Origin of the sequence: Paenibacillus sp. JJ-223, from assembly GCF_927798175.1 — a bacterium.
Classification (GTDB): Bacteria; Bacillota; Bacilli; order Paenibacillales; family Paenibacillaceae; genus Paenibacillus; species Paenibacillus hubeiensis.
In genome coordinates, this window is record NZ_CAKMMP010000002.1 from 230806 (window position 1) to 242861 (window position 12056).

A 12056-nucleotide genomic window follows, 5' to 3' on the forward strand; every position below is an offset into this window, starting at 1 on the left:
TCGCCTGAACATAGCATAATAATTGTAAATGAAACAACGGAAGGGAAGGCGGTATTTTGTCACGCAGCTCACTCGGCCGGTTTCTAAGCGGACCGTTCATCTTATTCACCGTGATCATGATGATCAAGAGCTCTCTCGCCTGGATCGTGATCTTCGACGATATTCCGGTATGGAAGCCCTTGTTGACCGAATTGCCGCTCATCTGGATCTGCTTCTGCCTGATCGAATGGTTTGCGGCTAAACGGCGCATGTGGGCGTACCTCGGATTGGATTTGCTCCTGTCCGGCATTTTTTTTGCAGCCATTATGTATTACAAATATTACGGGGTCATCGTCAATTACCATGCCCTGGCGCAAGTCAACCAAGTCACTGCGGTGAAGAGCAGCATGTTCTCCCTGCTTGATCCGTATTATCTGTTTATTTTCACCGATATTATCGTCATCGGAGGCATCCTGATCCGTCGTCGCATCCGGCATGGAGGCCTTGAACTCCCGGGGCGCATTCCGCTTGAGAAGCGTACCCGGAGACGGATTGCGTCCGTCATTCTCGTGCTCTCCTTAGTCGTTTGCTTGCTCAACATTTATCCCAATCGGGCTAGCATGAACGAGCTTATCCAGGCTGAACAGATGGGCATTCTCGGGTATGAGGCATTTACGATTCTGGCGGATCGGCCGAAAAAACCCGTCCCGCTGGAGGCGATCGACCAGAACGCCGTGAACGAGCTCAAGCAGACAACGAGCGTGCCTGCCGTCGTGGAAGCCGGCGCAGCCAAAGGCCGTAATGTCATCGTGCTGCAGTTGGAGTCATTCCAGAACTTCCTGATCGGGCTGGAAGTGGATGGGCAGGAAGTGACTCCGAATTTGAACGAATTGGCACGGAAAAGCCTGTATTTCCCGAATTTCTACCAACAGGTGGGACAGGGAAATACGTCGGATGCCGAATTTGTGGTGAATACGTCGTTTTATATTCCCCCAAACGGAGCCGCTTCAACAGTCTATGCCAGTAAAGAACTGCCCAGCCTGCCCAGACTGATGGGGGCAAACGGTTACCAGACGGCGACATTCCACACCAATGACGTTCATTTCTGGAACCGGGATCAGCTGTATCAAGCGCTAGGATTCGACCATTATTATGATTTGAAATATTTCGGAACGGAGGACACGGTTGCTTTCTCCGCATCAGATGAGGTGTTATACGCCAAAACGCTGGATAAACTGGAGGAAATGCAAGCTTCAGGATCTCCTTTTTACGCACAGGTCATCTCTATGTCGGCGCACCATCCTTATGAATTGCCTGAACGAAAGGTCGATATGACCCTTCCCGAACGATTCAAAAATACGCTGCCCGGCAACTACCTGGTGTCCCAGCATTATGCAGACAAGGCTGTGGGGACTTTCATCGAGGGACTGAAGCAGCGCGGATTGTGGGATAACAGCCTGCTCGTCGTATACGGTGATCACCTCGGCCTTCCGATCTACTCGCTCGACAAAGACGACAAAGCGCTCATGAAAGAGATCTACGGCCGCGAATATACGTCTGCGGACATGATCAACATTCCGCTGATCATCTCTTCGCCGGGCGTGGCGCCGGGAACGCAGCTCGGACAGATCGGCGGCCAGGTCGACATTCTGCCAACGATTGCCGGACTGACGGGTTTGTCCTTGGAGAATCAGCTGCACTTCGGGCAAGATCTGCTGAGGGAAGGCGGCAACCTGCTGCCGGAGCGTTATTATTTGCCTTCCGGATCGGTGCTGAACGATGCGTCATTGTTTATTCCGAAAACCGGGTATGGGGACGGCACCCATTATTCTTTGGAAGAAGCTGCGGCGAGAAACATGCTTGCGCTGAAACCGGCCGTGGATGACTCCGCACAAGATGAAGCCACTCCGGCCATGGTGAATGGCAATGCTGAGGAAGGTAACACTAAAGACGTTCATGCTGCTGATACCGTAAAAGCGGAGGATCAAACAGAGGATCATCAGCCAGAGACTGCTCAGGACGAGAATTCATCGGCAGCTTCCACGCCGTACATCACCAAAGAACAATATGAACGGGCACTGGAACTCATTCATTTGTCCAATAGTTATCTGAGCCAGCTCCCGGACCGAAATCAAGATCAATAACGCCATTATTCAATCTATATAAACCGCACTAATCATTCACACTAGGGCAATGCGAGTGCAGTACCATCTTCCGATCGCTGTTATCCCCAGATTTTTTGGATTCCCCTTTTCTAAGGGGAAAATCCGGTGATAAGCCTATGCTTCCGATGCAGCTTTCTTTCAGAAAGCTTTTAGAACGCTTTGCTTCTCCAGATTGGTTCTGCCTCTTCGTTAACGTGTGTTTGTTTTTTGCGGTTTATATATTCATGAAATGTCGAAAGCCCGCAGACGCGGGTCCGGTGACGGACTGCTCTGCGGGCTATTTTGTGTTAAGAACGGCTACTCTATGTTGCTCATCGTCTCATACAATGAATTACAACGGCAGCAGGGACACCTTGTTCCGTTCCGACAGCTTTGCCGCCATGTCCAGCCATTCCTGCGGTTTGTTCGGCAGTACGGCATAGTACCGGTTCAGGAAATCGTACACCAGGCTTGCCGGGAGCTCGGCCAGCTCCTCGTCGCCAGGCATGAAGCATAGATCCAATCCTCCCACCGCTTCGCCGTCTCCCTGCCAGGACGGATGAACATACGGGAAGTCGATCCGTTTGTATCCGAGGTGCGACAGCACCTCGCGGCGTACGTAAGGGTCCATCGGTTTAATGCCGCCGAACGAATGATCCTGGCTCAGGTACGGGTTGTAGATTTCGGCAAACATGCCGAACAGCTCTTTGCCGTTCGCTGCAGCGAGTGCCTGCAGGTCACGCTTCCGGTGGTTGGCCAGAAATGCGCCAATGCCAAGTCCTTCGCGGCCGATGATCGTGAAGTCGGTCATGGCCACGTTCCAGTCCTCGTAATAGCGATATTCGGTCGCACCTACAACCTGTCCTTCATGAACCGCCACGAATACGCGGATGCCCGGGTCTTCCAGCGGTTCCTTCCACAGCGGGAAGTCAAGCACTTCCTCAGGCGGGAAAATCTCCTTCATCAGGTTGTGCATCTGGGCGAACAGCGGGTCTTCAATCGATGTAATTCGTTGATATTCCATGATGACGGCCTCCTTATCATTTACATGCTTTTGAATGAATGATTGTTAAACGGAGCCACTGCGTGGTCAGAAACATCTTCCGATCGTTATCGTATAAATGTCCAATTCAACCAAGAATCGTTGACTTAAAAGTACTTTGCCGCACGTTACTTGAACGGATTGCGCCACTCCATCAGGGCGGCATAGTTGCAGGACTCCTCGTCGTCCAAATAGTCCGCCGCAACGCCCACGGGCATTCGCCCGCAGCGCAAAAGGAACGAGACGACCGGATCGCGAAGCTCTCCCGCGGTTACGCTCTCCAGGTACGCTTCTGCCGACATCTGTCCGGCAACGAGATGATACCCCGGCATCCGGCCTGCGCCCAGCAAGCGGTCCATCCCTTGAGCGATCACCAGATGGTACATCGCCTGCATCATAAGCTGGGCCAGCCCCCATTTGCGATACTTGGGACGAACGCAAAGATCGACGATATATAACGTATTGCCATCCGGCTGATGATTGCGAATATAACCGTCATCCGTCACTTCGGCCCAGGTATGCTGCGCCGGGTGATCAGGGTCCCAGTTCATGCGCAGCGACGTCATTGATCCTGCCAGCTCGCCATCCACTTCGATACATATGGCTCCGTGAGGATAATGCGCAATGTGGCTGGTGAGCTGCTCATGGTTCCACAGCAGCTCCTCCGGGTATGGCGGCGGGAAACTCTCCGCCTGAATGCGGATCAGCTCGTCGAAGTCGGCTGCGGCATAGCTGCGAATGACGGCCTTGGCCGGTCTGCCGTTCCGATCCGGGCCGGCAATGTACATCTCTTTCCGATACAAGCCATGCTGAGCCATCGCTGAACCCCCTTTCTGCCATAATCGAAGCACGTTTATTTCCAATCGGTGTACAGATCGGTACGACGGTCGCGCCATGTGGTAACCGAACCGCGTTCGCGCACCTCATACAGCAGATCAAGATCAAGGTCAGCCGTTACGAGCATGTCGTCATTGATTTCCCCTTCGGCCAAAATGCCGCGCGGCGGAAACGGTACGTCGTTCGGCGTAATAATCGCGGCTTGACCATAATTGGCCCGCATGAAGTCAACCGTTTTCAGGCTGCCCACCGTTCCGGTGAGTACAACATAGACCTGGTTCTCCACCGCACGCGCGTGGCTCGTATAACGGACGCGATAGAAGCCATGACGGTCATCCGTGCAGGATGGGCAGAAAATGACGTCAGCCCCTTTCGCCTTCGCCATGCGTACGATTTCCGGAAATTCAATATCATAACAAGTCAGCATCGCAATCCGGCCTTTATCCGTGTCGAACACCTCAAGCCCTTCGCCAGGCGCCATGTTCCATTCATCCACTTCCGTAGGTGTAATGTGGATTTTGGCTTGGCGCGCGATGCGGCCGTCCGGATAGAACAGGTGAGCCGTGTTGTACAGCTTGCCTTCACGGCGGATGACATGTGTTCCCCCGATGAGGTGCATGCCATACTTCGCCGCCAGCGACGTAAACAACTGTTCATACTGGTCCGTGAAATCCGGCAAGTCCTCAATGGTCAGTGCGTTACCCTGCTCATCCCCGATGGACATTAACTGCGTGGTAAAAAACTCGGGAAACAGCACGAATTCAGTGCCGAATTCGCTGGCTGCCCGTATGTAATGCTCGGACTGAGCAGCAAATTGCTCGAACGAGCCGATCGTTTCCAAATGGTATTGCACAGCGGATACCCGCAGTTTCATCGAACAAACACCTCCACCATAGTCTGATTTCATTTTACCAATGAAACCGTGATATTCCTAATCATTTCAGCTTCGATTGCGTAAACGAAATCCACTCCCTCGCGGCAAACGAAAGATAACGATCTTTGCGCCAGATCATGCCCAGCTGCCAAGGAATAACGGGCTCTTCCACGGACATGATCCGCACGCGCATATGGTCCACCTCGCGGCAGATCGTTTCCGGCAGCAGCGCCACTCCCAAATTGGCAGCCACCATCGAACTAAGCAGGTCCCACTGCGAGCTCTCATAGACGACGCGCGGCTGGAATCCCGCTCCCTGGCAGGCAGCGATAATCCGGTCGTGCAGCGCGAAGTCCTCCCTGAACAGCACGAAAGCATCATGCTCCAGTTCGCGCAGCGCAACCGTCCCCTTGTCGGCAAGCGGATGGGAAGGATGTACGAGCAGGTTCAGCTTTTCCTCCACGAATACGAAGTGATCGAGCACCTCGTCCACCGTGGGCAGCACGGCCACACCGATATCCAGCGCACCGCTGATCACGTCGGCCTCCACTTTTTTCGCGCCGTCTTCGAACAGTTCGATGGTCACTTGGGGAAATGCCTTGTGAAACTCGCCAATAATCATCGGGAAAAAGCTGGATCCCACCATCGGTGGCAGACCGATGCGCAAATGTCCCTTCTTCAGGTTCATCAGATCGTCCAATTCCGACGACAAGCTGCGGAACGACTTTTCGATTTCCTGCGCCTGACGGAAGAACACATGGCCCGCATCGGTCAACTCCACCCTTTTGCCGTAACGATCAAACAAGATCACGCCGAGCTCGTCCTCCAGGCTTTTTACCGTTTTGCTGATCGTGGGCTGTGTGATAAACAGCACTTCTGCCGCCTTGGTGAAGCTCTGCTGTCTCGCTACCTCGAGAAAATATTGCAAATGGCGAATATCCATCGTAATATGCCCACCCCTTCCATAGATAAATGGAATGATAAATATTCTTAATATGCATTTTACTCATGAAAGATGTCGCTGTAAAATTTGAAATGACAAAGCTTTATTACTTTCATTTTTCATAACAAACATGTTCTTCATTCACATATTCAAAGGAGGGTTTACCGTGAAAAAATGGGGCATTGGCATCGTGCAGGTTGCGCTGCTCATGGTGTTCTCGCTCGGGATGGACCAATTGGCCCGAGTTCTCCATCTGCCCGTCCCGGGATCGATCCTCGGCATGGTGATCCTGTTCCTTCTGCTCCAGGCCGGCGTCGTGAAGCTGCGCTGGATCGAGGTTGGCGCGGGCTGGCTCCTGGGCGAGCTGCTGCTGTTTTTCATTCCGTCGGCCGTAGGCATCATGAATTACGTGCCGATGCTGGAACAGGACGGATTGCAAATTTTGTTCATCGTGCTGTTAAGCACGTTTCTGGTGATGGCCTGCACGGGTCTCGTCGCCAGCCGAATCGCCAAAAGAAAGGAGCGTCATACGGGATGATCGGATTTCTTTGCTTGCTGCTCACGGTCGGCATTTACTGGATCGCCAAACGCATGTACCGCAGTCTGCCCAAAGTATATTTGTCACCGCTGCTCATCACACCGCTGATTGTCACGCTGGTGCTCATCGCTACAGGCACCAATTATGAAACGTACAGCATGGGCGGCAAATGGCTGAGCCTTTTGCTTCAACCGGCTACCGTTGCCTTCGCCGTTCCGTTATATACGTTTTTCCATGTGCTCAAAAAACACGTCTCGGAGATCGTCTTCAGCGTCATGACGGGCTCCGTGGTCGCGGTGTTGTCCTCGGCCCTGCTGGCCAAGCTGCTGCACCTCGACGCCGGGCTTGTACACAGCCTGATTCCGAGATCGATCACCACGCCGATTGCGATGAACGTCTCGGCCACCATCGGCGGCATTCCGGCCGTTACGGCCGTATTTGTCATCATGACCGGCTTGCTCGGCGCCACCATCGGCCCGTCCATCGTAAAAATGCTGCGCATCGAAGGCGAAATTGCCCGCGGCACGCTGCTTGGGACCGGGGCCCACGGCACGGGAACGTCCAAAGCGTTCGAATTCAGCTCGCTGACGGGCACCATCTCCAGCATCTCCATGGTGCTCGCCGCCTTATTCACCTTGGCAGTGGCCCCCCTGCTCTCCAAGCTTATTTTTCCGTAATATAATAGATGGAATTATCCCTTTTTTTTGAAATATAATTGTTGTAATAAAGCCCTTTCTTCCTTACAATAAGGACAGGTTTTCAAAGTTAATATTGCGGGGGAGATGCGATGAAAAGAACCGGAATGAAGAGATCTCTGGACCGCCTTGGACGAATTGTCCTTCCCAAAGAAATGCGGGATACGATGGAAATCCATATCGGCGATCCTCTTGAATTTTTCATTGAAGGGAAAGAGTTGATTTTAAGAAAGTACAAATCGACATTGTGTGTGTTTTGCGGAAACCTGGATACAGAAATGTATTTCAAAGAGCAATTCATCTGCCGGACCTGTGCAACTCAATTAAAACACCCGGAAGACACTCCCGAATGGTTCGTTCCTCAACCGAAAAAATCTCCTGCATCCGCGGAGCGTCCTGCTTCCGAATCCGCCCGAGCCGCTTCATCCAATTCGGACGAGAAAGCCGGCAACGAGTATCCGGACCTGCGGCCCAAAACGGCCCGCATGCTGCAGCAAATGAGAGAAATCGTTGAACAGCATCCCGGCCTGGCCCAGCAGCAAATTGCAGAGAAGCTTGGCATCAGCCAAGGACGCGTCTCCCAATTAAAGAAACTGCTATAATCGCGACATCAAAAACATATGGAGACTTCCGGGTGACCGGGATCCCGTTGCAAGAGAACCCTGAATAACATGCGGGTTCTTCTTTTTTTGGATCAAGCCAAAAAAAGAGGATTGCCGCGGATTCGGGCGTTCCTCTTTTTCAGTGTAAAGTCATATTATGAGATCGCCTGAAAAGCGTCGAGCTCCTCTTCCTCCATTTGGCGCATTCCGATCAGCAGCACAATGATATTCGCCACAAGCAGAATTGCAGGGAACCCTAAGGCCGCATATTGGCCATATATCAGATGGGTGCCCACAGCCCCAATCAGGATAAAAGTCAACAAACCGGCCGCAACCATGCGTGTACGCGGGATAAGCAGGCCCACGGCGCTCAGCAGCTCGACTGCACCGATGAGATACATCGTCCAGGCCGGATATGAAAATCCTTCGAAGGTCTGCACCATCATCTCCGATCCGCTTACCTTGTTGAACCCCGTCATCACGAACACCCCTGTCAAAATAACCAGCGCAATATAACCCAACATTTTCATTTCCATTCACTCCTGACGCATTATATTTGAATGTTCGAAAGCATCCTGCCAACGAAATGCATATTAAAAAGAATCTATGTAATAGCTGAGCAAACAGCTTTATTTTTAAAACAAATTTCTAGTATCGATAATTTAGTTGGTATTATTTAATACATTGTTATATTTTTATTATTTACTTACTTTTATGAAGCGAGTATATAATAATAACATTATTTAATCAAGTAATTTTTTGCGGAATGGTGTATAATACATACAAAAGGTATGTTACAGTAATAATTGTAGTAACTCTTTATTGACTTGCTTGTCCCCTTACCACGGTTCGAGTGACAGAAAGCCAAGCTCTTTATATATACAAATATGGATATGTCTTTACCGGAATTGAGGTGAATAGATTGAAGCTGAGAAAAAAAGCGCCGCCCAGCCCTTGCCTGATCACTCAGGCCATGGATATCATCGGCAAAAAGTGGGTGCTGCTGATCATGTATCAACTGCTGTCCGGCCCGAAACGGTTTACCGAATTGGAAGCCGAGATGGCCATCAGCGGCCGACTATTATCCGAACGCCTGAAGGAAATGGAGATGGAGGGCATCGTCTCGCGGCACATGTATCCGGAGATTCCTCCCCGCGTCGAATATGAACTGACCCCAAAAGGCAAAGCCATCGAACCTGTCATCAATCAAATTTATGGCTGGTCATCGGAGTGGCTCAAGAAATAGGCTTTATGGCTGCCTGCCGACAAAAACAACATGCTTTAACACAAAAAACGCCTGATTCTGGCTGACCCTTGCGGGTCGGTTCAGAATCAGGCGTTTTCGTTTATCGGATGAAGAGTTAGCGGACGTGGAGCTTTACAGGCAGGCCGGACTCGAGCGAAACCTGCGCCGCCACAGTGATTTCCTGCGTCCGATAAGCGTCTTCGTAGTCGGACAAAATGCGTGAGCGGTCGCCGGTGCGAAGCGCGTGAATGAACGCTTCATTTTCCCGTTCGTACGGATTGGCTCCCGCCGGAAGCTCATGGCCGGCCATCGGATGCGGCGCCGCAACGGGCAGCAGAAGCCGATCAGGCGTCCAATCCCACACGCCGCTAGCCGTGTAGAATTGCAGCCCCGCTCCGCCTTCTCCGTCCGGGAGCAGGCAGGTGTTCGCAATGCTTGCAATGGCGCCGCTTTGCAATTGGAGCGTGACATTGGCCACATCGTCCACGGTGACATTCTCGTGAGTCTCGTGCATGACTCGCTGCGCAGCGGCCGCGTATACCTCTGTCACCTCGCCCGCGCAGAAGCGCAGCAGGTCCACGATATGGGTGGTCTGCTCCACGAACTGACCACCCGATCCATCCTGGCGACGCCACCAGGCTACTCCCGGCATGCCGCCCATCCAGCGGCCAAGGGCCATGCCCACTTTTTGATTCTGCATCGCTTCCCGCAGCACCTGTGCAGCCCCTTGGTAACGGAAATGGTATCCCACCGATGTCAACATATTCGTCTTTCTGATTTCGCCAAGCACCTGCTGCGGCACATCCAATCCCGTGCTCAGCGGTTTCTCGACCAGGAACGGGACGCCGCGGCGAATCAATTCCAATTCAATCGCACCGTGGGACATCGGAGGCACGCAAATATAGACAGCATCCAGCTTCTGTCCATCCAACATATGTCCCAACTCTTCATACCCGGCAGCATCGTAGACGTTGGCCATGGCTTCCGCCTTTTCCAGTGATGTGCCAAGAACGGCAGCCACGCGCACGCCCTCCATCCGGGTCAATATATCTGCATGCACCTTGCTGAACCAGCCTGTGCCGATTATGCCAATCTGTAAAGTCATCGCTGCAGTCCCCTCTCCATGTTATACGCTTACATGTTCCATTCGACCCCCATTCGCTAAATCCTCCCTTAACGCCGAAACGAAACCTCGGACAACAATCGGTCCAATTCTTCGCCGTAATGCGAGGCCTGCTCCTCCGTCCAGTGCAAAACCTGGCTCATGTATGCGGCGACAGCGCCCTTCCATTGGCGAACTTCCCCGATCCGGAAAAAGAGAGCCCCTGTGCGCCGTACCCAGAAGTCCGCCGGCGTCGCTGCCATCTCTTCCTCCATGGCATAGCTTGCCATCAAGAAAAGTTCGATCGGCATGCCGTGCACCTCTGATCTGCCCCGCAGACCCGACAAACGTGCATAAAGCCGATCCACGTTGGAGCCATAGGTGCGGACCAGCCTTTCCGCGACGGCTCGCTCCAGCCCCAACGCTACGCCGTCTTTGATTTTGCGCTCCGCATAAACAGCATATCCTGCCGACCCGCCGACGTCTCCGCCGGAAATGGGCAGCCGCTTCGTAATGCACGGGCCTGCGGACCGGCCTGTTTCCTCTTCCAGTTGGCGGGCCGCCAGATCAACGACCATTTCGGCCATTTTCCGATAACCGGTAAGCTTGCCGCCTGCAATCGTAATCAATCCCGAGCGGGACACCCACACTTCGTCTTTGCGGGAAATCTCGGAGGGACCCTTTCCTTCCTCATGAATCAGCGGGCGCACGCCTGCCCAGGCCGACTCCACGTCTTCCGCCGTAACACGCACGTCCGGAAACATGTTCCGGATCGCCTCCAACACATACTCCCGGTCGGAATCGTCGATGAGCGGATGAGCCGGGTCATCCTTATATACCGTGTCCGTCGTTCCTACATAGGTTTTCCCATCCCGCGGGACGGCAAAAACCATGCGCCCGTCGGGCGTATCGAAATATACCGCCTGCCTGAGCGGAAAACGCTTGCCGTCAAACACCAGATGAATGCCCTTGGTGAGCTGCAGCGTCTTCCCTTGGCGGGAACCGTCCAACTCGCGAAGACGGTCCACCCATGGTCCCGAAGCGTTTATCACCTTGTCGGCATGCAGCATGCAGGTTCGTCCATCCAACTGATCGGTCGCCTGAATGCCAACGACTTTGCCGTCCTTCTTAATGAAGCCATCGGCCTTCACATAGTTGATGGCTTGAGCTCCGCGGCTCACCGCCTCTTTCATCACTTCGATCGTAAGGCGGGCATCGTCCGTCCGATATTCCACGTATAGGCCGCCGCCCAGAAGCTCCTGCCTACGAAGCAGCGGCTCCATATCCGAGACGGCACGGGCATTCAGCATACGGCGGCGTTCGCTGTACTTCACGCCCGCCAGGCGGTCGTAAACCATCAAACCGATGGAGGTGCTCAGCCGACCGAACGTTCCGGTTTTATAAATGGGCAGAAGCATGGGTTCCGGCGTCGTCACATGGGGTCCGTTTTCATAAACGACGGCTCGCTCACGCCCGACTTCGGCAACCATTTTTACTTCGAATTGCTTTAAATAACGAAGTCCGCCATGAATCAGCTTGGTCGAGCGGCTGGAGGTTCCGGCAGCGAAATCCTGCATCTCCACCAAAGCCGTCTTCAGTCCGCGCGATGCGGCATCCAGCGCGATGCCGGCTCCGGTGATGCCTCCTCCGATAATCAGTATGTCAAAATGTGCATTCGCCATTTCATGTAATACATCGGTTCGTTTTCCGGCCGAGAACGTTGCAGTCATCCGAATCGCCTCCACTGATTTCCATTCATTTTCTCCGCAAAAGGACAAAAAAAAGACCACGTCATGCGCCGCAGCGATAGCTGAGCGTTACGTGGTCTCTCCCGATCTCCAGACATCATTTTTTAACTTGTGCCTTAATCCTACCACACAATTTGGGCGGCGTGAAGGCCTGAAATGACACATTATTCAAAAAATTTTTGAATCCACCTTTTGCTATAGGGTGTAATTTCAATATGACCCACATACCCTTTTATTTCCCTTATTATGGTTACCCCAATTCTGCGGACCAGGAAAATTAAACCTGCCTCTTATGAATGATTTTCC

General features: G+C 52.8%; 12 protein-coding genes. 5 read left to right on the plus strand and 7 right to left on the minus strand.

Annotated elements, in window-relative coordinates:
• Nucleotides 1-56 precede the first annotated feature (56 nt).
• Nucleotides 57-2123, plus strand: coding sequence for an LTA synthase family protein (locus L6H98_RS04595; RefSeq protein WP_356722651.1), 2067 nt, complete (start codon nucleotides 57-59; stop codon nucleotides 2121-2123).
• A 352-nt stretch (nucleotides 2124-2475) separates the two neighbouring features.
• Here the strand turns inward: L6H98_RS04595 and L6H98_RS04600 are convergent, their stop codons facing one another.
• From L6H98_RS04600 to L6H98_RS04615, 4 genes are all read right to left on the minus strand, one after another.
• On the minus strand, nucleotides 2476-3147 hold the full coding sequence (locus tag L6H98_RS04600; protein ID WP_236413262.1) for a GNAT family N-acetyltransferase: 672 nt from the start codon (nucleotides 3145-3147) through the stop codon (nucleotides 2476-2478).
• A gap of 146 nt (nucleotides 3148-3293) precedes the next feature.
• Complete coding sequence (locus L6H98_RS04605) at nucleotides 3294-3983, minus strand: GNAT family N-acetyltransferase (RefSeq protein WP_236413263.1); 690 nt, start codon at nucleotides 3981-3983, stop codon at nucleotides 3294-3296.
• Nucleotides 3984-4018: 35 nt separating this feature from the next.
• Nucleotides 4019-4876 carry a carbon-nitrogen hydrolase family protein gene (locus L6H98_RS04610; protein WP_236413264.1) on the minus strand — a complete coding sequence of 286 codons (858 nt, stop codon included), beginning with the start codon at nucleotides 4874-4876 and terminating at the stop codon, nucleotides 4019-4021.
• Nucleotides 4877-4937: 61 nt separating this feature from the next.
• Entirely contained in the window at nucleotides 4938-5819 is an 882-nt protein-coding gene (locus tag L6H98_RS04615; RefSeq protein WP_236413265.1) for a LysR family transcriptional regulator, read from the minus strand.
• A gap of 166 nt (nucleotides 5820-5985) precedes the next feature.
• Between L6H98_RS04615 and L6H98_RS04620 the strand changes: the two genes are divergently transcribed.
• From L6H98_RS04620 to L6H98_RS04630, 3 genes are all read left to right on the plus strand, one after another.
• The gene (locus L6H98_RS04620) at nucleotides 5986-6357 is read left to right on the plus strand and encodes a CidA/LrgA family holin-like protein (RefSeq protein ID WP_236413266.1); all 372 of its coding nucleotides are present in this window, start codon (nucleotides 5986-5988) and stop codon (nucleotides 6355-6357) included.
• Nucleotides 6354-7034: a CidB/LrgB family autolysis modulator gene (locus L6H98_RS04625; protein ID WP_236413267.1), complete on the plus strand. Its 681-nt coding sequence runs from the start codon at nucleotides 6354-6356 to the stop codon at nucleotides 7032-7034. The genes L6H98_RS04620 and L6H98_RS04625 overlap by 4 nt, the downstream gene beginning before the upstream one ends.
• Before the next feature lie 110 nt (nucleotides 7035-7144).
• On the plus strand, nucleotides 7145-7654 hold the full coding sequence (locus L6H98_RS04630; protein ID WP_236413268.1) for an AbrB/MazE/SpoVT family DNA-binding domain-containing protein: 510 nt from the start codon (nucleotides 7145-7147) through the stop codon (nucleotides 7652-7654).
• A 155-nt stretch (nucleotides 7655-7809) separates the two neighbouring features.
• On the opposite strand, the gene L6H98_RS04635 is transcribed toward L6H98_RS04630, so the two are convergent.
• Complete coding sequence (locus L6H98_RS04635) at nucleotides 7810-8184, minus strand: DoxX family protein (protein WP_236413269.1); 375 nt, start codon at nucleotides 8182-8184, stop codon at nucleotides 7810-7812.
• Nucleotides 8185-8627: 443 nt separating this feature from the next.
• Between L6H98_RS04635 and L6H98_RS04640 the strand changes: the two genes are divergently transcribed.
• Entirely contained in the window at nucleotides 8628-8900 is a 273-nt protein-coding gene (locus L6H98_RS04640; RefSeq protein ID WP_236413730.1) for a helix-turn-helix domain-containing protein, read from the plus strand.
• Nucleotides 8901-9015: 115 nt separating this feature from the next.
• Here the strand turns inward: L6H98_RS04640 and L6H98_RS04645 are convergent, their stop codons facing one another.
• Nucleotides 9016-10005, minus strand: coding sequence for a Gfo/Idh/MocA family oxidoreductase (locus L6H98_RS04645; RefSeq protein WP_236413270.1), 990 nt, complete (start codon nucleotides 10003-10005; stop codon nucleotides 9016-9018).
• A gap of 68 nt (nucleotides 10006-10073) precedes the next feature.
• Nucleotides 10074-11732, minus strand: a complete 1659-nt coding sequence (locus tag L6H98_RS04650) for a glycerol-3-phosphate dehydrogenase/oxidase (protein ID WP_236413272.1) — start codon at nucleotides 11730-11732, stop codon at nucleotides 10074-10076.
• Between the last annotated feature and the right edge of the window lie 324 nt (nucleotides 11733-12056).

What these genes read in the sequence shown, in the direction of transcription:
- L6H98_RS04600 (WP_236413262.1), bottom strand. Translation starts at nt 3,147, where the DNA reads ATGGAATATCAACGAATTACATCGATTGAAGACCCGCTGTTCGCCCAG.
- L6H98_RS04605 (WP_236413263.1), bottom strand. Translation starts at nt 3,983, where the DNA reads ATGGCTCAGCATGGCTTGTATCGGAAAGAGATGTACATTGCCGGCCCG.
- L6H98_RS04610 (WP_236413264.1), bottom strand. Translation starts at nt 4,876, where the DNA reads ATGAAACTGCGGGTATCCGCTGTGCAATACCATTTGGAAACGATCGGC.
- L6H98_RS04615 (WP_236413265.1), bottom strand. Translation starts at nt 5,819, where the DNA reads ATGGATATTCGCCATTTGCAATATTTTCTCGAGGTAGCGAGACAGCAG.
- L6H98_RS04625 (WP_236413267.1), top strand. Translation starts at nt 6,354, where the DNA reads ATGATCGGATTTCTTTGCTTGCTGCTCACGGTCGGCATTTACTGGATC.
- L6H98_RS04630 (WP_236413268.1), top strand. Translation starts at nt 7,145, where the DNA reads ATGAAAAGAACCGGAATGAAGAGATCTCTGGACCGCCTTGGACGAATT.
- L6H98_RS04635 (WP_236413269.1), bottom strand. Translation starts at nt 8,184, where the DNA reads ATGAAAATGTTGGGTTATATTGCGCTGGTTATTTTGACAGGGGTGTTC.
- L6H98_RS04640 (WP_236413730.1), top strand. Translation starts at nt 8,628, where the DNA reads ATGGATATCATCGGCAAAAAGTGGGTGCTGCTGATCATGTATCAACTG.
- L6H98_RS04645 (WP_236413270.1), bottom strand. Translation starts at nt 10,005, where the DNA reads ATGACTTTACAGATTGGCATAATCGGCACAGGCTGGTTCAGCAAGGTG.
- L6H98_RS04650 (WP_236413272.1), bottom strand. Translation starts at nt 11,732, where the DNA reads ATGACTGCAACGTTCTCGGCCGGAAAACGAACCGATGTATTACATGAA.